The sequence below is a fragment of the Dehalobacter sp. TBBPA1 genome (assembly GCF_040931655.1).
GTDB lineage: Bacteria > Bacillota > Desulfitobacteriia > Desulfitobacteriales > Syntrophobotulaceae > Dehalobacter > Dehalobacter restrictus.
On the sequence record NZ_CP162385.1, the window covers coordinates 627,490 to 649,153 of the forward strand.

At 45.6% G+C, this 21,664-nt stretch carries 15 protein-coding genes; 9 read left to right on the plus strand and 6 right to left on the minus strand.

The window, feature by feature from the left end:
• Position 1 precedes the first annotated feature (1 nt).
• The 3 genes from AB3489_RS03090 (at position 2) to alr (ending at position 3,149) form a co-directional block, all read left to right on the plus strand.
• Positions 2 to 358 carry a holo-ACP synthase gene (locus AB3489_RS03090; RefSeq protein ID WP_019225252.1) on the plus strand — a complete coding sequence of 119 codons (357 nt, stop codon included), beginning with the start codon at positions 2 to 4 and terminating at the stop codon, positions 356 to 358.
• Positions 359 to 451: 93 nt separating this feature from the next.
• Positions 452 to 2,029 (plus strand): NAD(P)H-hydrate dehydratase, encoded by a 1,578-nt coding sequence (locus tag AB3489_RS03095; RefSeq protein ID WP_368293911.1) that lies wholly within the window; start codon positions 452 to 454, stop codon positions 2,027 to 2,029.
• Position 2,030: 1 nt separating this feature from the next.
• Positions 2,031 to 3,149, plus strand: coding sequence for an alanine racemase (gene alr / locus AB3489_RS03100; RefSeq protein ID WP_368293912.1), 1,119 nt, complete (start codon positions 2,031 to 2,033; stop codon positions 3,147 to 3,149).
• 214 nt (positions 3,150 to 3,363) lie between these two features.
• On the opposite strand, the gene gdhA is transcribed toward alr, so the two are convergent.
• The gene (gene gdhA, locus AB3489_RS03105) at positions 3,364 to 4,698 is read right to left on the minus strand and encodes an NADP-specific glutamate dehydrogenase (protein WP_025206067.1); all 1,335 of its coding nucleotides are present in this window, start codon (positions 4,696 to 4,698) and stop codon (positions 3,364 to 3,366) included.
• A gap of 314 nt (positions 4,699 to 5,012) precedes the next feature.
• Here gdhA and gltB point away from each other — a divergent pair, with 314 nt between their 5' ends.
• The 3 genes from gltB (at position 5,013) to AB3489_RS03120 (ending at position 13,905) form a co-directional block, all read left to right on the plus strand.
• On the plus strand, positions 5,013 to 9,569 hold the full coding sequence (gene gltB / locus AB3489_RS03110; protein ID WP_368293913.1) for a glutamate synthase large subunit: 4,557 nt from the start codon (positions 5,013 to 5,015) through the stop codon (positions 9,567 to 9,569).
• Between the two features lie 2 nt (positions 9,570 to 9,571).
• Positions 9,572 to 11,056 (plus strand): glutamate synthase subunit beta, encoded by a 1,485-nt coding sequence (locus tag AB3489_RS03115; protein ID WP_287895934.1) that lies wholly within the window; start codon positions 9,572 to 9,574, stop codon positions 11,054 to 11,056.
• A gap of 242 nt (positions 11,057 to 11,298) precedes the next feature.
• Positions 11,299 to 13,905 (plus strand): PEP/pyruvate-binding domain-containing protein, encoded by a 2,607-nt coding sequence (locus tag AB3489_RS03120; RefSeq protein ID WP_368293914.1) that lies wholly within the window; start codon positions 11,299 to 11,301, stop codon positions 13,903 to 13,905.
• Between the two features lie 78 nt (positions 13,906 to 13,983).
• Here the strand turns inward: AB3489_RS03120 and AB3489_RS03125 are convergent, their stop codons facing one another.
• Positions 13,984 to 14,349 (minus strand): NifB/NifX family molybdenum-iron cluster-binding protein, encoded by a 366-nt coding sequence (locus AB3489_RS03125; RefSeq protein ID WP_019225259.1) that lies wholly within the window; start codon positions 14,347 to 14,349, stop codon positions 13,984 to 13,986.
• 21 nt (positions 14,350 to 14,370) lie between these two features.
• Complete coding sequence (locus AB3489_RS03130) at positions 14,371 to 14,739, minus strand: helix-turn-helix transcriptional regulator (RefSeq protein WP_019225260.1); 369 nt, start codon at positions 14,737 to 14,739, stop codon at positions 14,371 to 14,373.
• Positions 14,740 to 14,970: 231 nt separating this feature from the next.
• Here AB3489_RS03130 and AB3489_RS03135 point away from each other — a divergent pair, with 231 nt between their 5' ends.
• The 3 genes from AB3489_RS03135 (at position 14,971) to rpoN (ending at position 17,845) form a co-directional block, all read left to right on the plus strand.
• Positions 14,971 to 15,417 (plus strand): PPC domain-containing DNA-binding protein, encoded by a 447-nt coding sequence (locus tag AB3489_RS03135; RefSeq protein ID WP_287895928.1) that lies wholly within the window; start codon positions 14,971 to 14,973, stop codon positions 15,415 to 15,417.
• Positions 15,418 to 15,514: 97 nt separating this feature from the next.
• Positions 15,515 to 16,183, plus strand: coding sequence for an HD domain-containing protein (locus AB3489_RS03140; protein WP_019225262.1), 669 nt, complete (start codon positions 15,515 to 15,517; stop codon positions 16,181 to 16,183).
• 276 nt (positions 16,184 to 16,459) lie between these two features.
• Positions 16,460 to 17,845 carry an RNA polymerase factor sigma-54 gene (rpoN, locus tag AB3489_RS03145; RefSeq protein ID WP_368293915.1) on the plus strand — a complete coding sequence of 462 codons (1,386 nt, stop codon included), beginning with the start codon at positions 16,460 to 16,462 and terminating at the stop codon, positions 17,843 to 17,845.
• 252 nt (positions 17,846 to 18,097) lie between these two features.
• Here rpoN and AB3489_RS03150 read toward each other — a convergent pair whose 3' ends face one another.
• Genes AB3489_RS03150 through AB3489_RS03160 form a run of 3 tightly spaced genes read right to left on the minus strand, consistent with a single transcriptional unit; the run spans position 18,098 to position 21,565 of the window.
• Positions 18,098 to 19,816, minus strand: a complete 1,719-nt coding sequence (locus AB3489_RS03150) for an NADH-dependent [FeFe] hydrogenase, group A6 (RefSeq protein WP_368293916.1) — start codon at positions 19,814 to 19,816, stop codon at positions 18,098 to 18,100.
• The gene (locus AB3489_RS03155) at positions 19,816 to 21,102 is read right to left on the minus strand and encodes an NADH-quinone oxidoreductase subunit F (protein ID WP_242836951.1); all 1,287 of its coding nucleotides are present in this window, start codon (positions 21,100 to 21,102) and stop codon (positions 19,816 to 19,818) included. Before AB3489_RS03155 ends, AB3489_RS03150 begins: the two co-directional genes overlap by 1 nt.
• Positions 21,086 to 21,565 carry an NAD(P)H-dependent oxidoreductase subunit E gene (locus tag AB3489_RS03160; RefSeq protein ID WP_025206058.1) on the minus strand — a complete coding sequence of 160 codons (480 nt, stop codon included), beginning with the start codon at positions 21,563 to 21,565 and terminating at the stop codon, positions 21,086 to 21,088. Before AB3489_RS03160 ends, AB3489_RS03155 begins: the two co-directional genes overlap by 17 nt.
• Between the last annotated feature and the right edge of the window lie 99 nt (positions 21,566 to 21,664).

A 21,664-nucleotide genomic window follows, 5' to 3' on the forward strand; every position in this document is an offset into this window, starting at 1 on the left:
TTTGTATCCAGGTATAGATATTGTTGAAATAGCCAGATTTGAACAGGCCTGCCGGAGACATTCAAAACTGGTTGCCAGACTGTTTACCGACAGGGAGCTGGCTGAACTATCAAAAAAACATATATCTTCTCTGGCTGCCAGGTTTGCAGGCAAAGAAGCGGTACTTAAAGCACTGGGGACGGGACTCAGCGGTCTAAGCTGGCATGATATTGAGATCCTGCGGAATGAAGCGGGAGAACCAATCGTATATTTGAGTGAAAGGGCACAGGCTGCAGCGCGGTCGAGAGGAGCAGAGAGAGTCCGAATAAGCCTCTCTCACAGTAAAGATACGGCCATAGCATCTGTTATTCTGGAATAGATGCAACGGACGGGCATTTTAGGGTTGACATGGTACTTGGCAGTGTTCATTATAAAATAAGTAGGAAAAGTTTTTCCGAGGAGGATAGAAAAAATGCGTATTGTAAGTGCCGGACAAATGCGCAGCATTGATTCCAACGCAATCAATCATTTTGGAATCCCCGGGTCAATTCTTATGGAGAATGCAGCGTTGGCAGTAGTAAGGGAAATAAAGATTATTCTGCTGAAGGATGAAAAAAAGTCGCTTCGCGGTTTGAGAGCAGTTATTCTTGCTGGAAAAGGCAATAATGGTGGTGACGGTCTGGCAGTGGCCAGGCATCTCTGTGTATTAGGGATGGAAGTGACTGTTTTTCTTTTCGCAAATCCTGCTGAGCTTCAAGGGGATGCCAAGCTGAATTATGAATTGTTTCAGAAAATGGGAGAAAAGATCATTCCTGTCGAAGACGAAAAACAGCTTCGTCTATTCAAGCTTGCCCTGATGCAGTCTCAGGTTGCTGTTGATGCGTTGTATGGAATAGGCTTTAAAGGAGAAATTCCGGAATCCCTGGCAGGTTTCATTGAAGACTTAAACAAAGCCGATCTGCCGGTGGTTTGTGTCGATATTCCCAGCGGTCTGGAAGCAGATACGGGGAAAGTACATAGGATTGCAGTCCAGGGAGATGTGACAGTTACCTTTGGCTTGCCAAAGCTTGGACATTTTCTCGGAGAAGGATTAATCTATACAGGAAGGCTGGTCATTGACCAAATTTCAATTCCCGAAAAAGTGATAGGTGAAGAAAAGATCTTTGCCTATCTATTGACGGATGAAGTCATCCGGCCTTTGATTCCAGCAAGGCACACACTGGGCCATAAAGGTACGCATGGCCGGGCGGTTCTGATTGGGGGATCGCTTGGAATGAGCGGGGCTGTCATCTTGGCAGGAAAGTCGGCTCTGCGCTGCGGGGCAGGGCTTCTTCAGATCGTTACCCCTGAAGCGATTGCTGAGACGGTCGATTTGGGAGTCATTGAAGCTACGGTCTGGCCAGCAAAGGATTATGAAATGTTAAGCGTCAATGCCTGGCCGGTCATTCAGGAGCGGTTACAAGGAGCTGACGCTTGTGCAGTAGGTCCCGGACTCAGGCAGACGGAGTCATTTCTTAATGTCATAAAAAATATACTGATAGAGACCGATGTACCGGTAGTTCTGGATGCAGACGCGTTGAATCTGATTTCCCGCGAACCGGATGTACTCAGCTTAAGGAAAGGCAGAGGTAATCTTATTCTGACGCCTCATCCTGGGGAAATGGCTCGCATATGCGGCTGTTCAATTGACGAGGTTCAGGAGAACCGCTTAAAGATAGCGCTGGCCAAAGCCCTGGAATGGGGTACCATTGTTGTCCTGAAAGGCGCAGGTTCGGTCGTTGCTTCGCCGGACGGCAGAGTTTTTTTGAATCCGACGGGTAATGCAGGACTTGGCACAGGCGGCACAGGGGATGTGCTGACCGGAAGTATTATGTCCTGGATTGCCCAGGGTGTCCCTCCGTTAGGTGCAGCTTGCATGGGGGTTTATCTTCACGGTAAGGCCGGAGATGTTTTAAAAGATCAGTTTGGTTTATCAGGTTTCACAGCTTCGGAGGTAGCTGATTGCCTCCCAAGGGTCAGAAAAGAGATAGAGCAGTTAGGAGATTTTTAGAATGAATATTTTTCGTCCGGTTTGGGCAGAAGTTGATTTGGGGGCTTTAAGACGCAATTTAAAAAGGATACAGCAGTACGCCGGCAGTGAAATAATGCCCATAGTCAAGGCAGATGCCTACGGACACGGTGCAGTGGAGGTTGTTCGGACTCTTAAGGAAGAAGGGATTACCAGATTCGGGGTTGCTATCCTGGAAGAAGCTTTGGAGCTCAGAAGGGAATTCCCGGACATTGCCCTTATGGTTATTGGACCTACATTGTCGAAGTATTCAGAAATACTGGTCAAAGAAGAGATCATTCCTGAAATATTTCAGATTGAACAAGCTGAAGCCCTTTCAGCGGCAGCGTTGAAGCTGAATAAAACAGCGAGACTTCATATCAAAGTGGATACGGGAATGGGTAGGACAGGGTTCCGCGAAAATGCACTCGAAGATATTCGGAAAATCGCAAAGCTTCCAGGCCTTTATCTGGAGGGGATTTATACCCATCTGGCCACGGCCGACAGCACTGATTTGTCTTATGCGAAGCAGCAGCTGAAGATCTTTGATGACTTATATGAAAAGTTATGTGCTGCAGAAATAAAAATTCCGATCCGTCATGCCGCAAACTCTGCTGCAATCATGCAAATTCCCGAAAGTCATTACGAACTATGCCGTCCAGGAATCATTTTGTACGGACTTTTACCGATGGATCACGCCGGACAGGAAGCTGGATTTGAACAGGTCATGTCTTTAAAGACCCGCATTTCCCAGCTGAAGACCATCGAAAAGGGCGAGAGTGTTGGCTATGGAAGGACGTTTATTGCCGACAGGCTCACAAAAGTCGCAACGCTGCCGATTGGTTACGGTGATGGTCTGCGCCGTTCTCTGTCCAACAGCGGTGAGGTCTTGCTGAAGGGAAAGAAAGCCAGGATCATCGGCAAAATATGCATGGATCAGATCATGGTTGATGTAACAGAAATTGAAGAGATCCAAGAAGGGGATGAAGCCGTTCTGCTCGGCAGAAACGGTGACCTGTTTATTTCCGCGGATCAGATTGCTGAACAATGCGGAACGATTAGCTATGAGATCCTGTGCGGTATTTCCAAGAGAGTGCCGAGGGTGATGGTTGAGAGCAAATAGTTATTTGAGCAAGTCTGTATGTTTTTTTATTCTGGGAGATAGAAAACTTACATTTGTGGACTAAATTATAGACTGTTTTTAAAAAAAATTTAAGATTAAAAAGACCTCTTGGGTGCGAGTTGTTTTGAACATCTCAGTCCCCAAGAGGTCTTTTTAATTTCAATAGTATCAAGACTATATTATGGATATCACAAATCGGTTAGGCAGCTCCGGCTTAGATTACGCCGTGAGCCAGCATGGTGTTAGCAACTTTCAGGAAGCCTGCAATGTTAGCACCGACGACCAGGTTGCCTTCACAGCCGTATTCTTTTGCAGCTGAGCTGGCATTGCGATAGATGTTGACCATGATGTCTTTAAGTTTGGCGTCAACTTCTTCGAAAGTCCAGGAGTAACGCATGCTATTCTGGGACATTTCCAGAGCGGAGGTTGCAACACCGCCGGCATTGGCAGCTTTACCAGGAGCAAAGATGATTTTATTGGCATGGAATACTTTGACTGCTTCCGGAGTAGAAGGCATATTCGCACCTTCACCGACAGCAAAGCATTTATTGGCAACCAGAGCCTTGGCGGATTCTTCGTTCAATTCGTTCTGCGTAGCGCAGGGAAGAGCGATATCGCAAGGAATGGTCCAGATGCCTTCGAAGCCTTCTTTGTATTCGGCTTTCGGGTGGAATTCCAGATAATCTTTGATTCTTCTTCTTTCAATTTCTTTGAGCTGCTTAACGGTCTTTAGGTCAATACCGTTTTTGTCGTAGATGTAGCCGTTGGAATCGCTCAGGGCAACAACATTGGCACCCAGCTGCATGGCTTTTTCGGCTGCATAAATCGAAACGTTGCCTGAACCGGAGATAACAACGGTAGCACCTTTAAAGGATTTGCCGATGTCTTTAATTGCTTCGTCCATCAGATAAACCAGACCATAGCCGGTTGCTTCGGTACGAACTAAGCTTCCCCCATAAGTCAGGCCTTTTCCAGTAAGTACGCCTTCAAAGAGATTTCTGACTCTCTTATACTGGCCGAACATGTAACCGATTTCTCTGCCGCCAACACCGATATCACCGGCAGGAACATCAGTGTCTGCACCAATATGTTTGCAAAGTTCGGTCATGAAGCTCTGGCAGAATTTCATGATTTCGTTATCGGATTTGCCTTTGGGATCGAAGTCGCTGCCACCCTTGCCGCCGCCGATCGGAAGTCCGGTCAGGGAGTTTTTGAAGATCTGCTCAAAACCTAGAAATTTGATGATGCCAAGGTTAACAGACGGGTGTAAACGCAGGCCGCCTTTGTAAGGACCGATAGCGCTGTTGAATTGAACACGGAAACCACGGTTAACCTGAACATTTCCTTTGTCATCGACCCAGGGAACTCTGAACATGATCACGCGTTCGGGCTCGACGAGCCGCTCGAGGATACCAGCTTTTTCATATTCGGGATGTTTGGCAATTACCGGTTCCAAAGATTCCAGCACTTCCTTGAGTGCCTGGTGGAACTCGGGCTCGTTCGGACTTCTTTTGATAGCCTGTTCCATGACTTGTTGGACATAAGACATATTTTTTACCCTCCAGAAAAAATAATGTTTTTTTATCAATAACCGTATTCTACAATATTAATTTGCGTTTGAACATAACAAAACAAACAATATACTGTATTCATTATAAGATATTAGTGATGCAAAATAATGAATTTATAATATTAAATTTAAATATTTAAACATTGGCATTAAAATTATACAAAAAACTAAAAAATACAAAGATAATTAAAATGAATACAATATTTTTTAGTTAAAACAGTTATGTTGTTGATGGATTTTTGGTAAAATCGTAAAGAAACTATAGATGTAAACTCCAACAAAGGGTGTGTAATATGAAATACAATCAATTGCCAGAAAAACAGGGTCTTTACGATCCAGCCTTTGAGCATGATGCCTGCGGTATGGGATTTGTCGTGAATATCAAAGGTGAAAAATCGCACGACATTGTCGAGGAAGCTTTAACCGTTCTGGAAAACTTAAACCACAGAGGCGCCAGTGGTGCGGATGAGAATACGGGTGACGGCGCTGGTATTCTGGTGCAAATACCCCATGACTTCTTTAAACGGGAATGTGATGTTCTCGGCTTTAATTTGCCGGAAAAGGGCAAATATGGTGTAGGGATGATTTTTGCGCACAAATATGAAGATTTTCGGGTTACCCAGATGGATTCTTTTGAAAAGATTGTTCGTGAGGAAGGACAGAAGATTCTTGGGTGGCGGGAAGTCCCGATTGACAAATCGACGGTTGGCCATAGTGCCAAAGCTGTTATGCCCCGGTTTATACAGGTTTTTATCGGAAGAAGCCCTGATCTGACCGATGATATGGATTTTGAAAGAAAGCTCTATGTCATTCGAAAAAGAGCAGAAAAACTGATCATCCCAATGTGTGAAGACAAGGGAGGCTCCTTCTATGTTGCCAGCCTTTCCAGCAAAACCATTGTGTATAAAGGTATGCTTACAGCCGAACAGCTCAGGAATTTTTATCTGGATCTTTCCGACCTTGATTTTGTTTCAGCGCTGGCCATGGTTCATTCCAGGTTCAGCACGAATACCTTTCCAAGCTGGGAGCGGGCGCACCCGAACCGGTATATTGTCCATAATGGGGAAATCAATACCATCAGAGGAAACGTGAACTGGATGAAGGCCAGGCAAAAATGCATTGATTCACCGTTGTTTGATGATATTTCCAAGGTATATCCGATTGTTGACGAGTCAGGCAGCGATTCGGCTATGTTTGACAACAGTCTTGAGTTTATCCATCTTACCGGCAGATCACTTCCCCATGCTGTCATGATGATGATTCCTGAGCCATGGGAAAAGAATGATCTGATGTCCAAAGAAAAAAAGGACTTTTATGAGTTTAATAATTTTATCATGGAGCCCTGGGACGGACCGGCTGCCATGGGCTTTACGGACGGAACAGTTATCGGTGGCGTACTGGACAGGAACGGACTCAGACCATCACGTTATTATGTCACCAAAGATGATAAAGTCATCCTCGCCTCAGAGGTGGGAGTTCTCGACATCAAACCTGAAAATGTCAAGTATAAAGGCCGTCTAGAACCGGGTAAAATGCTCCTGATCGATACGGAAGCACAAAGGATCATTTCTGATGAGGAAATCAAAAAGAGTGTTTCCCTGATGCATCCGTATGAAGAGTGGAATAAGAAGCATATTGTCTATTTAAGTGATCTCCCTGCTGACGACGAATTGGAAGCACCGATGCTGGAAGATATCATCTCCCAGCAGAAAGCATTTGGCTATACTCATGAGGATATCCATAAAATGATTCTGCCGATGGCGATTGATGGCCTTGACCCTGTCGGATCGATGGGCATGGATTCACCGCTGGCAGTACTTTCAGACAAACCTCAAATGCTGTACCATTATTTCAAGCAGCTTTTTGCCCAAGTGACGAATCCCCCGATTGATGGCATTCGTGAGGAAATCATTACCTCCGGCACAATGCTCCTGGGGAATGCGGGAAACCTTTTGGATCCTGACCGGACGCATAGTTCCGCAGTATATCTGGAGTCACCTATCCTCACCAATACTCAGTTGGATACCATTATGAAATTAAATAACGGGAAGTTCAAGACAGCCAGGATTTCCATTCTTTACAAGGCGACTGGCGGCCTTAGAGCAATGGAAAGAGCTTTAGAAAAAATATCCCGGGAAGCAGATAAAGCAATTGCTGATGGCGCAAATATTCTTGTTCTTTCGGATAGGGGCGTTAATAAAGAATTTGCTGCTATCCCCGCTCTTCTGGCATCTTCAGGGCTGCATCACCATTTGATACGCCGTGAAATCCGGACAAGTGTGGGTATTGTTCTGGAGACCGGAGAAGCCAGGGAGGTACACCATTTTTGTGCCTTGATCGGGTACGGTGTTACCGCGATCAACCCCTATATTGCTTACGAAACGATCAGAGACCTGGCGGCCAAAGGAATGACGAATGGCCTAAGTTATCAGGAGGCCAAAAAGAACTATATTAAAGCCTCGATCAAAGGCATCTTAAAGGTGCTTACGAAAATGGGTATTTCGACGATGCGCAGCTACCATGGTGCCCAGATATTTGAAGCTGTCGGCCTGAAAAGAGATCTGATTGACCGCTACTTTACGCAGACGCCATCCCGCTTGGAAGGAATCGGTCTTGAAGAAATTACAATGGAAAATCAAATGCGGCATGAAAGCGCTTTTGATGAGAATGCACTTTACACAGATACACTGGAAATCGGCGGTTTCTACCAATGTAAAGATAGCGGGGAGATTCATCTCTACAACCCGGAAACAATCTACCTGCTTCAGCGCGCCTGCAGGGAAGGCAATTACAATCTTTTTAAAGATTACTCCAGAAAAATTAATGACGAGGAGATCTATACACTTAGGCAGCTGCTGGATTTCAAAATAAGCGCCGGAGATACGATTCCAATCGAAGAAGTCGAACCGGTTGAGTCCATCGTCAAAAGATTTAAGACCGGGGCGATGTCCTATGGCTCAATCAGCAAGGAAGCTCACGAATGTATGGCGATTGCCATGAACCGTTTGGGCGGCAAAAGTAACAGTGGTGAAGGCGGCGAGGATCCTGAAAGATTCAAAAAGTTGCCTAATGGCGACAGTCTGATCAGTGCCATCAAGCAGGTTGCTTCAGGTCGCTTCGGTGTTACCAGCAGCTTCTTGGTAAATGCCTCAGAAATACAGATCAAAATGGCACAAGGAGCCAAGCCTGGAGAAGGTGGGCAGCTTCCAGGCCGGAAGGTTTTTCCGGCGATTGCCAAAGTCAGACACTCGACACCAGGAGTCGAACTAATCTCACCTCCGCCGCACCATGATATCTATTCGATCGAAGATTTGGCGGAACTGATCCATGACCTAAAAAATGCCAACCGTGATGCTCGAATCAATGTTAAGCTTGTTTCTGAAGTGGGTGTCGGTACGATTGCGGCCGGTGTAGCCAAGGGAAAGGCCGATGTTATTCTGATCAGTGGCTATGATGGCGGTACAGGTGCTTCACCGCGAACAAGCATTAAGAATACAGGATTGCCGTGGGAATTGGGTCTTGCCGAAACCCATCAGACCCTTGTGCTTAACCGCTTGAGGGACAGGGTCGTCCTGGAAACAGACGGTAAGCTTCTGTCAGGCAGAGATGTTGTCATCGCTGCGCTCCTAGGCGCTGAGGAATATGGATTTGCCACTACCCCACTCATTTCCATGGGCTGTGTGATGATGCGCGTCTGCAACCTGAACACCTGTCCGGTAGGTATTGCAACCCAGAATGAAGAACTCCGCAAGAATTTTGCCGGCAAACCTGAGCATGTTGAGAATTTCATGTTGTTTATTGCACAGGAAATGCGGGAGATCATGGCGAAACTTGGCTTCAGGACCATTAATGAAATGGTTGGACGTACAGACAGGCTCAAACACAAAGAAAATATTAAGAATTGGAAAGCAGCCCAGGTAGATCTTTCCCAGGTTCTGTATCAACCCTACGCCGGTGCAGATGTCGGCAGATTTAAGTCACAGCAGCAAAACCATGGACTGGAAGAATCCTTGGATATGCGCAAGCTTTTAAGAATGTGCAAGCCGGCCCTGGAACACAAAAAATCAATCCGGGCCAAACTGAAGATCAACAATGTGGACCGTGTGGTTGGAACCATTGTCGGCAGTGAAATAACCAAGCGTTTCGGGGAAGAGGGGCTTCCTGAGGATACCATTAAGCTGACCTTTGTAGGTTCTGCCGGTCAAAGCTTTGGTGCATTCGCACCCAAGGGCATGTCCTTGGAACTTGAGGGTGATGCTAATGACTATATCGGCAAAGGCCTTTCGGGTGGTAAAATTATGGTCTATCCGCCAAAAACTTCGGATTTTGAACCAGCGAAAAATATCCTGATCGGCAATGTCGCCTTCTACGGCGCAACTTCGGGTGAAGCCTATATCAACGGAATCGCCGGCGAAAGATTCTGTGTCCGAAACAGCGGCGTCAATGCGGTTGTTGAAGGTGTCGGCGACCATGGCTGTGAATATATGACCGGAGGAAAAGTTGTGATCCTGGGTAAGACAGGACGGAACTTTGCTGCGGGTATGTCCGGCGGTGTTGCCTATATCCTTGATTTTGAGGAAATATACTGCAACAAGTCCCTGATTCTTATGGAAAAAATTACTTCGGAAAAGGAACTGAAAGAAATCAGGGAAATGATCCGTAAACATGTAGCGCACACGGGAAGCCCCCTCGGCCGGAAAGTACTGGATGATTGGGCGATTTACGCGCCAAGATTTACGAAGATCATACCCAAAGATTATAAAAAGATGATGGAAAATATCGATAGAGCTCACAAGGCTGGCTTAAGCGGTGAAGAAGCCCTGACGGCTGCCTTTGAAGGGAAGGTCTGATCATGGGAAAAGCAACAGGATTTTTAGAGTATAACAGAATCGATCCGAAGAAAAGAAAGCCTGAAGAGCGGATCAAAGACTACAATGAAGTCAAGATTCCTCAGGATCCTGAAATTGTCCGAACGCAGGGCGCACGCTGCATGGACTGCGGTGTACCTTTCTGCCACGGCGGTGTGCTCTTGAACGGCGCCGCTTCAGGTTGCCCGCTGCACAATTTGATTCCAGAATGGAATGAGCTCGTCTATAAGGGACAGTGGCGGGAAGCATACAAGCGGCTGACCAGAACGACGCCGTTCCCGGAATTCACCTCAAGGGTTTGCCCTGCACCTTGTGAAGGGGCTTGTACCGAAGGCTATATCATGGACGCTGTGACTATTAACAGCATTGAATATGAGATTATCGAGAAAGCGTTTGCCGAAGGATGGGTAAATCCTAAGAAGGCCAAAGCCACCGGCAAGAAAGTCGCTGTTGTCGGTTCGGGTCCGTCCGGACTGTCTGCAGCCTATTATCTGAATGCCGTCGGCCATGAGGTCACGGTGTATGAGCGGGATGACCGGGCTGGGGGACTTTTGATGTACGGGATCCCCAACATGAAGCTTGATAAACGATTTATTGAAAGACGGCTTGATGTACTGAAGGCATCTGGGATAGAATTTGTTCTGAATACCGAAGTCGGCAAATATATGAAGGCCCAAGAGCTCGTAGACAACTATGATGCCGTTGTACTGTGCACAGGAGCTACCAAGCCCCGGGGGCTGGATGTGGAAGGCAAAGATCTGAAAGGGGTTTATTATGCCGTAGACTTCCTAAAAGCGACCACCAAAAGCCTATTGAATTCCAACTTAAAGGATGAGAGTTTTATTAGTGCCAAGGGTAAGAATGTCATCATCATTGGCGGCGGGGATACCGGGACGGACTGTGTGGCCACGGCAATCCGGCATGGCTGCAAAAGTGTTTTTCAGTTTGAAATTTTGCCTGAGCCGCCTGCCCATCGTATTGAGGCTGCGAACCCCTGGCCGGAATGGCCGAAAAAATTGAAAGTGGATTATGGACAGGAAGAAGCAATCTGTCTTTATGGCAAGGATCCGAGGAATTATTGCATTTCCACCACAAAGATTGTGGGCAATGAGAACGGTGAGGTCAAGGAAGTTCACACAGTCAACCTTACCTGGGTCAAAGATGCTGCCGGCAGAATGGTTCCACAGGTGACTCCCGGAAGTGAAAAGGTATGGGAAGCGGACCTGATCCTGCTGGCCATGGGCTTTTTAGGGCCTGAAGATAATATCCCCACAGAGCTTAAGCTGGAGCGGGATGCTCGCAGCAATGTCAAAGCGGAATATGCGTTTTTTGAGACGAATGTTGACAGAGTTTTTGCTGCTGGCGACATGCGCAGAGGTCAGAGTCTGGTTGTCTGGGCTTTCCAGGAAGGAAAGCTGGCCGCTAGAGAAGTGGACAAATATTTGATGGGAAAAAGTATAATTATCTAGCCAATTGTTATGATAAACAGAGTGCAATGCTCATGGCGGATGTGATAACATGATATTACACGGCATCCACCGTTATGCTTTATCATACCGCATAGTAAAGCCAAGTAATGGAAGATGCCAGGATTCATTGCTTGGTTTTTGCGTATCGGTTATTGGCTGCTTGCACATATAGATTTGGGTGTCAGCAATTAGTAACTTTAAGGATAAAATGATAGCTAAATTGGCGTAAGGAATGATGTGTAATGGATCAGCGTAAGAAAATAAGATCCGGCCTGCCGGGGCTCGATGAGATCATCGACCATCTCAGGATTGGCGATAATGTTGTTCTGCAGGTTGACAATATCGCAGATTATGAATCCTTTGTGCTGCCTTTTGTCAGAACGAGTCTGGACGAGGGCAGAACAGTGATTTATATGCGGTTTGCGCGTCATTCTCCAATTATTGACGACAATGAAAATGTTAAAGTGTATCATATTGACGCCGAACACGGTTTTGAAGCTTTTTCCACGCAGGTCCACCAGATTATTGCAGCTGAGGGAGAAGAGGCTTTTTACGTTTTTGATTGTCTGTCCGATCTTTTGTACACCTGGGCAACGGATCTTATGATCGGCAACTTTTTTCAGATCACCTGTCCGTATTTATATGAACTGAAAACAGTGGCTTTCTTTGCAATTTATAAAAATATGAATTCGTATGAGACGATTTCCGCGATTCGGGAAACGACCCAGGTATTGATGAATATCTATAATGTCAGGGGACAGACCTATATCCATCCGGTCAAGGTGATCGACAGGTATTCACCGACGATGTTTCTGCCGCATATCAAACAGGCGCAGGATTTTATTCCGTTAACAAGCAGCAGCGATGCATCAAAGCTGTTTGCAGATATGTCTCTGAATGTATTTGATGCTCCGCGAAGGCATTTGGATTATTGGGACCGGATGTTTTTGAAAGCGTCAGACACCTATGAAAAGGTAAAATACAGCCGTATGCCGTCTGCTGAGGAAAAAAACCTGGTAGAAAAGCTCTGCCGGATGGTTTTAAGTCGCGATGAAAGATTCCTTGAGTTGCTGACGAAGGTCTTTACTCTGGAAGATTTGCTTCAGATCAAGTCAAGTTTAATTGGATCGGGATTTATCGGCGGCAAAGCGGTCGGAATGCTTCTGGCCAGAAAAATTTTGCTTGAAGATGAAAATTTTGATTATAAAAAAATTCTGGAACCCCATGATTCGTTCTACATTGGTTCTGATGTCTTTTACACTTATCTTGTTAAAAATGGTCTCTGGAAACTTAGAATGGAGCAGAGAAAACCTGAAAAATATTTTTCTCTGGCCAGAGTCATTAAAAGCAAAATACTCAGCGGTGTTTTTCCGGAGAATGTCAAAAACCATTTTTTGCGGGTCCTGGAGTACTTTGGACAATCACCGATCATTGTCCGCTCCAGCAGCCTTTTGGAAGATGGATTTGGCAACTCTTTTGCTGGAAAATATGAAAGTGTTTTCTGTACGAACCAAGGTACGCTCGAACATCGCTATCTTGAATTTGAAAACGCTGTGAAACAAGTCTTTGCCAGCACGATGAGCGACGACGCGCTGATGTACCGTTTGAAACGAGGAATAGCCGATCAGGATGAGCAGATGGCTTTGCTTGTTCAACGCGTATCGGGTTCTTATCGTAAGGAATATTTTTTCCCCGACCTTGCTGGGGTTGGCTACTCAAACAATATCTATGTCTGGGATGAGAAAATGTCTCCGAAAGCGGGCATGCTGCGGGTAGTTGTAGGTCTAGGCACTCGGGCTGTAAACCGTACGGCGGGTGACTATGCCAGAATTATAGCGATTGATGAACCTTTATCATCACCTTTAACGGATTTTGATGATTACAGGCAATATGCCCAAAGAAACATTGATGCGCTGATGGTAACCAAAAACAGCATGATTGGTATCGCGTTTAACGATCTTTTAAACGAAATTGACGATCCCAAACTGCATTATTTCGCGCAGAGAGACTATACTGCAGAAAAAATGATGAAAGAAATAGGCCAGCAAGACCGGCAGGCCTGGATTATTAATTTTGATCAATTTCTGTCCGATTCCACTTTTGTCGGGGTCATTCAAAAAATGCTTAAATGCCTGGAAAAATTCTACGCATATCCGGTGGACATTGAATTTACCGTTAATTTTAAAGATTTGAATCATTATCAGATCAATCTTCTGCAGTGCAGGCCGCTGCCCGCAAAAGGTCTCAAAAGTAAGGTGGTGTTCCCGAAACATATTGATTTCCAAAAAACATTCTTTCAAAGCCATAATACTTTCATGGGCGGGAATATCCATTATGGTATTCAGCGAATCATTTATGTCGAGCCTGAAACCTACAGCAGGCTAAGTGACCTCGAAAAATACAGGGTAGCCAGATGTATCGGCAAATTGAACAGCCAGATTGAGAAAGAAAACATGACCGTGCTGTTGCTCGGCCCTGGACGATGGGGTACCAGTACGCCTTCGCTCGGCGTGCCTGTTTATTTTTCCGAAATTAATAATATCACTGTCCTTGGTGAAATTGCAGTTAAAGAGGGCGGGTTCACCCCGGAGATATCTTACGGAACCCATTTCTTTCAGGATCTCATTGAAAGTGATATCTTTTATGTGGCGCTTTTTCCGGAAGGCAGGGGAGGAGTCCTTCAGACAAAACTATTAAACCACTTTCCAAATTTGCTTCCTGAGCTGCTACCACTGAGTGCCTCCCTTGGAGAAATCATTAAAGTATATGATGTTAATAAAGGAATGCATAAAGCCCTGGAGATTATTGCTGATGTCGGGAAACAAAAAGCGGTATGTTTCTTTAAATAGAATTGATGGCTGACAAGATAAAAAAGTAGCCCTTCGGGGTTGTTTTTCCCCCTTAGGGCTAGAAAATATCTATCAAGGTTAGTGGCATCCGTGATGGCTGCAGCTGTTCATGGCAGAGAATTCCGGAAGCTGGTTATCCAGGAAGAGCTGGATGTTACCCGAAACGGTGGCATTATCAACCCGAAAAGCACGCACCCCTTGCGCATTGAGTTTCATTAGGGCACCTGCACCGATTCCGCCAACCAGAATCGCGTCCACCTGTTCTCCACCCAATGCCTTCAAAGGCTGGCACATCCCGTGCTCATGATGAGAGTCTCCGTTGTCGATGACTTTCATCTCTTCTTTATCCAGGTCGTAGATCAGAAAAAATGGGGCTGAGCCAAAATGATCATAGGGGATACTCTCAAGTCCTTTGTCTTCTTTTACAGGGATACAAATTTTCATGTTTAAGCTCCTTTTCTCGGTTTATTCATTGCTTGAACGCTCACAGCACTTTTCACGCTGGGCCTTGCAAGCATATTGACAATTGAATGGGACGCTGAAAACATCTTTATAGTGACCCGAGGTGTGGGTGCCTGATATCTGCTCAATGAATCCGATCAGATCTTTAAAAACAGATTGCTGCAAATTGTATTGTACGAAGTAGCCTGTTTTCTCGCCAATCAGAAGGCCGGCTTCCTTTAAAATTTTAATATGTTGGGACACGGCTGCTTCGGAAATTTGAAGATGTCTTGCAATTCCTTTAGCACAGATGCTTCTTCTGGACAAGATAAGCAAGATCTGCAGTCTTGTTTCGTCAGAGAGCGCTTTGAATACCTGCACAATTTGCTCCATATATCCTCCGGGTATTTTTAATTAACTAACTACTTAACTAAATTATAAGGCACTTAAGTGATTAAGTCAAACAAACTGTTTTCTAATCGGTTATAAAAGAAACGCTTCTGAAGACTGGCATTTCTCTATGTTATAATGATATGAAGATTTTTACGCCTTTATTTAAAAGCGTTTATTGCAAGTCATTGGCAACCCGGAATGATTACAGGCCATAGAAAGAAGGGGACAGCATTGAAATATTTAGAAGCGACACTGGGGAGAATATTCATTCTGAGATTGGAACAAGGAGAAAAAATCCCAGCCATTATTCAGGATTTTGCCGAAAAACACCAGATCAATTCCGCACTGGTTCATTTTTTGGGAGGGGCGGACAAGGGCAGTAAGGTCGTCGTAGGACCTGAAGACGGACAGGCCCTTAAACCCCGCAAGATGGTGACAGAGCTTCAAGGCACCAGCGAAACACTGGGAGTCGGAACTTTGTTCAGAAACGAACAAGGGAAACCGGTCTTGCATATGCACGCCGCTTTTGGCAGAGAGGGAAAAACAGTAGCAGGCTGTGTACGTGAAGGGGTCGATATCTGGCAAATCGGCGAGGTTGTCATGATTGAACTGAATACAAGTGAGGGCTCTAGAAAAATTGATTCTACGACAGGTTTTGAGCTGCTCGAAATAGAGTAGATATACCAACTGATTCTTGGCAGTATTTTTTTCGATTTTGAATGCGCCGCGGGCGAATACAATGCTTTATTGGGACAGGGAGGCATAGAATATATCGATGGAAAAACGGTATCAGGTTCTGCAGGATATTGTAGAGAAAGAGCTGTCTTATGCGGCCCACGATCTGGATCATGTTATGCGGGTCTATCATCTTTGTTTGATTCTGGCCGGGCAGCGGGATGATGTCGATACGGAAGTATTGATTCCGGCTGTCCTGCTTCATGATATTGCCAGAGCCAAAGAGGATGAAGATAATTCCGGAGAGATCGACCATGCCGTATTGGGTGCGGAAATGGCTGAGAAGATCCTTCAAGACCTAAATTATGATCCGAATTTGAGACAGGAGATCACACACTGTATTTTAGCGCACCGGTTCAGAACAGGACATCAGCCGGAGAGCATCGAAGCCAAAATCCTCTTTGATGCCGACAAACTTGATATCATTGGAGCAACTGGGATTGCCCGCTCTTTCATGCTTGCTGGCCAGCACGGGGAAAGGCTATATCATGAGGTTTCTGTCGAAGAATATCTGAAGGAAAATATCGGTGAGAACGGCAGGATTAAAGATGCTTCCAAACATACGACCAACCTGGAATTTGAACTTAAATTAAGAAAAATACCGGATAGGCTGTATACGGAAGAAGCGAAAGCAATCGCCAGAAAAAGGGTCAGATTTATGGAGCTATTTTTCAAGACTTTAGTGGAAGAAGTAACAGGAAATAAATAATCGAAATAAATAATCCTTGGAACGAATCTGTAAAAAATTGGCTGGAAAATGAAGAATAATTTACATAAAAAAAATTAAAAAACACTAATAGAAAGTATTTTAAATAAGTTGTATACTTGAACGTAGATATCGTTTGGCATGAATCTTGCCGTAAGGGTCAAGTTGATGTATCTATCCGAGTAAATCCTGGTTTTTAATGTGAAAAGAATATGAAAATGCCGTCTGTCCGGGAATCTGTATAGTATTTTAGTTTGATTCAGAAGGTGGAAGGAAAATATGAGGCAGATACGCCAAGATATATTTCTTGAACAGCAACAGAGATTGTTCATGACCACTGAACTGCGTCAGGCAATTTCTGTATTGCAGATGTCGACTCTGGAACTAAGCGAGTATATCACAAAAAAAATAGAAGAGAATCCTTTTCTGGACGAAGATGAACCCGTGGCTGAAAACAATGAGGTTGTCAGCAAAACTGCAATCCGGGTTAATATGGACGACCTGATTGAACATTTCAGCAGCGACAGCAATATGGGTCATATCTGGAATGAGAAGAATGAAAATAACACCGGATACGAACAATATCTGTCTGATCGGCCAAGTTTATATGAGCAGCTTGAATTACAATTGAATTTAGAGATCAAAAATCCTGCGGATATTATCATTGGAAACTTTCTGATAGGAAGTATTGACCGGAACGGCTATTTTACAACAGAACTGGAATATGTCAGCCAAAAATTGAATGTTGCCGTTGAGAGAGTGGAAGAGGTCCTAAAGGTCATTCATACTTTCTATCCTACCGGCGTAGGTGCCCAAAATCTTCAGGAATGCCTGCTTCTGCAAATGAGAGCAAACGGCAAGGACAGTGAGCTTGCGGAACAGGTTATTCAAAACTACTTCCAGGAGCTTGCCGACAAAAAAATAATGAAAATAGCCGATGCCCTCTCCGTGTCTACGAAGCAGGTCCAAGAAGTCTATGATCTTATCAGGACGCTTGATCCTAAACCCGGACTGCAGTTTGGCGCTGAAAGAAATTCTTTTATCTGGCCTGATGTTACGATTATGAGAGACCAGAACGATTATATGGTTATTGTAAACGACTTTGATTTTAACTATTTGAGAATCAATAAGACATATGTGGATATTCTCCGTAATTCAAATGCATTATCTGATGATGTAAGAAAATATCTTGAAGAAAAGTTTGATTCCGCTTTGGGGCTCATCCGCGGAATTGAACAAAGAAGACTGAACATTTACAAAGTTGTGCAAAGCATTGTTGATATTCAAAGAGAATTTTTTGACAATGGCATTGAATACCTGAAGCCCTTGACCATGAGTCAGGTTGCGGACCTAGTCGGCATCCATGAATCTACGGTAAGCCGGGTCACCTGCAACAAATACGTTCAGACGCCGCGCGGACTGTTTGCTTTGAAGTATTTCTTTAACTCCGGTGTGGGTTCTTATGACTGCGACAAAATAAGTTCCAAAAGTGTCAAACACTTGATCCAGGATATCATTAATAAAGAAGACCCGAACCAACCACTGAGCGACCAGGATATTATGATGATGCTTGTGAACAAAGGGATGAGGATCTCCCGGAGAACTGTTAACAAGTACCGTCAGAGTATGGGGATACCTACAAATTTACACCGTAAAAGATATTAATTGTCCAAAGCATTTGATGATTTTGAACTGTATTTGGGTGGAAGATTAGTCAACATAATGCAAAGGAACCGCAGGTATTTAATAACATCCACGGTTCCTTCACATTATATTGGACTAGGTCATTTAGGTGAGGAGTGTTCAGAGAAGGTATATTTAGATAAAGAGTGTCCATTGGAAGGAGTGTTCAAGGGGAAGGTATATTCCAGAAAAGGGTGTTCATGGACGAGTTGCTTTTGCTTTGGCATCACTGCGCTAACTGCGGTTACAATATTGGGTGTGCAAAAGCTTGTGGGATAATTCTCCGAGGGGCTCAAGCAGAAAGTCCTGATAGAGTTCCTGTACTGCCGGATTTTCATGCGACTTGCGTAGCGGCATGTTTTCATCGACCTGGTACAGGGCTTGAATCCGGCTGGCTCTGATCTCATTGGTCGTGCCGTAAGGCTGGCCTCCTCCGCCGATACATCCTCCGGGACAGCACATGACCTCGATGAATGTATAATCAGCCTGGCCTGCCTTGATCATTTCCAGAATTTTTTTGGCGTTGGCAAGTCCGTGAGCAATCCCCGCTTTTACTTCCGTTCCGGCAAGATCAACCGAAGCTTCTTTTACGCCGGCCATTCCGCGCACGGCTGTAAAGTTTAAGTCAGTCAGGGTTCTACCTGTAACAACTTCGTACACGGTACGCAGGGCTGCTTCCATAACTCCGCCGGTTGCTCCGAAAATAGCGGCTGCACCTGTTGATATGCCGAGGGGCGAATCAAATTCAGCTTCAGGCAGAATTTGAAAATCAATACCTTCATGCTGCAGCATTCTGCTGAGTTCACGGGTCGTGAGGACAATATCAACATCCTGATTGCCACTTGCACACATTTCCGGACGCTCAGCTTCATATTTTTTGGCAGTGCAGGGCATAACGGAAACAACGATAATGTCTTTGGGATCAAGGCCGCTGACTTGTGCATAGTACGTTTTTGCCACGGAACCGAACATTTGTTGCGGGGACTTGCAGGTTGAGAGATGAGGAATTAATTCCGGATAATAATGTTCCAGATAGCTGATCCAGCCAGGACTGCAAGAAGTAATCATCGGCAGGACGCCGCCGTTTGCTATCCGGTCCAGTAATTCATGGCCTTCTTCCATGATGGTAAGATCTGCTGAGAAGTCCGTATCGAAAACCCGGTCAAATCCCAAACTGCGCAAAGCAGAAACAAGTTTCCCTGTCGCGATTTCGCCTGATGGGAATCCAAATTCCTCAGCCAGTGACACCCGGACGGCCGGGGCGACCTGAACGACGACATGTTTTTGGCGATCGGCGAGAGCTTCCCAGACGCGGTCGGTATCATCCCTTTCATGAATTGCACCTACCGGACAAACCAAAGCACACTGTCCGCACTGCACACAGGCGACATCAGCCAGCTGTTTGCCGTATTCCGGTGAAATGCTGATTTCCGTACTGCGGTTATGACTATAGAGGATTCCAACGTTCTGAATATAGTGGCAGGCTTCCGCGCATCGGCCGCATTTGATGCACTTATCCGGATTTCTGACCAGTGAAGGGGTTGAGAAATCCTGAGAGAAACTGTGTTTTCTTTTTTCTCCTTGGATATCCCTGACTCCGAATTTGGCGGCGATTTGTCTGAGCTCACAGTTGCCGTTGCGGATACAGGTCAGACACTCCTGCGGATGATCAGCAAAAATTAATTCCAGAATCGTTCGTACGGTTTCTCTGACTCTCGGAGAATTCGTCGTGATGTTCATTCCGGCTGTTACCTTGGTGGAACAGGAAGGCACGAGGTTTTTTATGCCTTCTACCTCGACCACACAAATCCGGCAATTTGCCTTGACGCGCTGATCAGGATGGTGGCAAAGGGTTGGAAGATCAATGCCCTGTTGTCTGGCTGCCTCTAAAATAGTGATTTCAGGTGCAACTGCCGTTACCTTACCGTTTAGCGTAATATTGATAGTTTGCATCAGGCGGTCTCCTCCTCAATGAATGATGGTTTGTTATCACGGCAGGAAGCAAGATATTCATCCCGGTAATAGGCCAGGGAGGAACGAAGGCTGTTGCCGGCTGCTTGGCCGAGACCGCAGAAGGAAGCTTCCTGAATCGCCCGGGTATAACGCTCCAGCGTGCTAACATCCTGACGCACGGCTTCTCCGGCGAGCAGCCTGTCAAGGATCAGATTGGCCTGACGCAGACCTTCCCGGCAGGGCGTGCATTTGCCGCAGCTTTCATGCAGAAAGAAGCGCAGACGGTTTTGAACGTTTGACAAGATCGAACGGGTGTCGTCCAAAACAAAGATAGCCCCTGATCCGATCGTAATCCCGGTTTTGGCACAGGCCAGATATTCCAGCGGGGTAAAAAGCATTTCCGGCGGTATCAGAACGCCGGAAGCGCCGCCAATGTTTACCGCTTTTATGGCTTTCCCGGTCTTTGCTCCGCCGCCATATTCGTTGATAATTTGAGCGAAGGTCATTCCGAATGGTACTTCAAATAAACCACGGTTTTGGACATCGCCGGAAAGCGAAATCAACTTGGTTCCGGGACTGTCCGGTGTACCAAAAGAACGGTACCAAGATGCACTTTTTTCAATGATTTTGGGGATATTGGCAAGCGTTTCAACATTGTTGATCAACGTGGGTTTTTGCCAGAGACCGGCTTGGGTCGGGTAAGGGGGTTTCAGACGCGGACGGCCTTTTTTGCCCTCGATGGAGGAAATTAACGCGGTTTCCTCACCGCAAAGATAGCTTCCGGCACCGGAAAATAGTTTTAAAGACAAGCTGAAACCGCTGCCAAGAATATTGTCTCCAAGGAACCCGCGGCGCTCGGCTTCTTCGATGCTTTCGCGCAGGATTTTCTGTGCTTCAGGATACTCGTGCCGCACGTAGATATAGCCTTCGGAAGCTCCGGCCATAAACGCCGCGATGGTGATGCCTTCCAACAGTTGGAAAGGGATATGGGTCATAATGAACCGGTCCTTAAAGGTGCCTGGTTCACCTTCGTCGGCATTGCAAATGATATAACGCAGTTTTTCCGTGTTGGCTCGAAGCATTTTTATTTTTTCAGCAGTAGGGAAAGCAGCTCCGCCCCTGCCGCGCAGTCCGGCATTCGATATTTCTTTCAGGGAAGTTTCAGGACCCTGGGCCAGGGCTTTGGCTAACGCGGAATATCCACCGTTTTGACAATGATGGTCCAAGTCGACATGCCTGCCCGGAGAAATATTAAAAATCTGATCGTCATCAAGCATTTTGTTCATCCTGATATTCCTTTCTTAAATTACGGATAATGGCGACCGCAGCTTCCGGAGTCAGGTCACCATAGACCGCATCATCAATTTTGATGGCCGGAGACATATAGCAGGCACCAAGGCAATTGACGCTTTCCAGAGAAAAAAACCCGTCTGCTGTTGTCTGTCCGATCTTAATACCGAGTTCCTGTTTAATTGCAGCGAGGATGGAAGCTTTGTTGGCATTTTCACAGGGCGCGTTCGTACATATCCGGATAATGTGTATGCCCCGTGGTTTCAGGGAGATCTCACTATAGAAAGATGCCGTAGAATAAACTCTGCTTCGGGAGATATTCATTTCCCGGGAAATTTCATTTACGGCTTCTTCACTCAGATGATTCTGAGGGTCGGCATCCTGAACGGCTAAAATTACTTGAAGCAACAAGGCTTCTTTTTTCCCAAACCGGTTGACAACTTCTTTGATTGCCGTCATTTGATCACACTGCCTTTCTGTAACCTTTCTGCAGGAAAGTTTACCTGTGCTTGCTTCAGTGTAATATGGGGCAAAATGTAAATCAAGAATAGTTATTTA

Bases quoted from the DNA above. Each gene is read 5' to 3' on its own strand.
- gltB (WP_368293913.1), top strand. From the start codon at position 5,013: ATGAAATACAATCAATTGCCAGAAAAACAGGGTCTTTACGATCCAGCC.
- AB3489_RS03115 (WP_287895934.1), top strand. From the start codon at position 9,572: ATGGGAAAAGCAACAGGATTTTTAGAGTATAACAGAATCGATCCGAAG.
- AB3489_RS03140 (WP_019225262.1), top strand. From the start codon at position 15,515: ATGGAAAAACGGTATCAGGTTCTGCAGGATATTGTAGAGAAAGAGCTG.
- AB3489_RS03155 (WP_242836951.1), bottom strand. From the start codon at position 21,102: ATGAACAAAATGCTTGATGACGATCAGATTTTTAATATTTCTCCGGGC.
- AB3489_RS03160 (WP_025206058.1), bottom strand. From the start codon at position 21,565: ATGACGGCAATCAAAGAAGTTGTCAACCGGTTTGGGAAAAAAGAAGCC.
- AB3489_RS03095 (WP_368293911.1), top strand. From the start codon at position 452: ATGCGTATTGTAAGTGCCGGACAAATGCGCAGCATTGATTCCAACGCA.
- gdhA (WP_025206067.1), bottom strand. From the start codon at position 4,698: ATGTCTTATGTCCAACAAGTCATGGAACAGGCTATCAAAAGAAGTCCG.
- AB3489_RS03120 (WP_368293914.1), top strand. From the start codon at position 11,299: ATGGATCAGCGTAAGAAAATAAGATCCGGCCTGCCGGGGCTCGATGAG.
- AB3489_RS03150 (WP_368293916.1), bottom strand. From the start codon at position 19,816: ATGCAAACTATCAATATTACGCTAAACGGTAAGGTAACGGCAGTTGCA.
- alr (WP_368293912.1), top strand. From the start codon at position 2,031: ATGAATATTTTTCGTCCGGTTTGGGCAGAAGTTGATTTGGGGGCTTTA.
- AB3489_RS03125 (WP_019225259.1), bottom strand. From the start codon at position 14,349: ATGAAAATTTGTATCCCTGTAAAAGAAGACAAAGGACTTGAGAGTATC.
- AB3489_RS03130 (WP_019225260.1), bottom strand. From the start codon at position 14,739: ATGGAGCAAATTGTGCAGGTATTCAAAGCGCTCTCTGACGAAACAAGA.
- rpoN (WP_368293915.1), top strand. From the start codon at position 16,460: ATGAGGCAGATACGCCAAGATATATTTCTTGAACAGCAACAGAGATTG.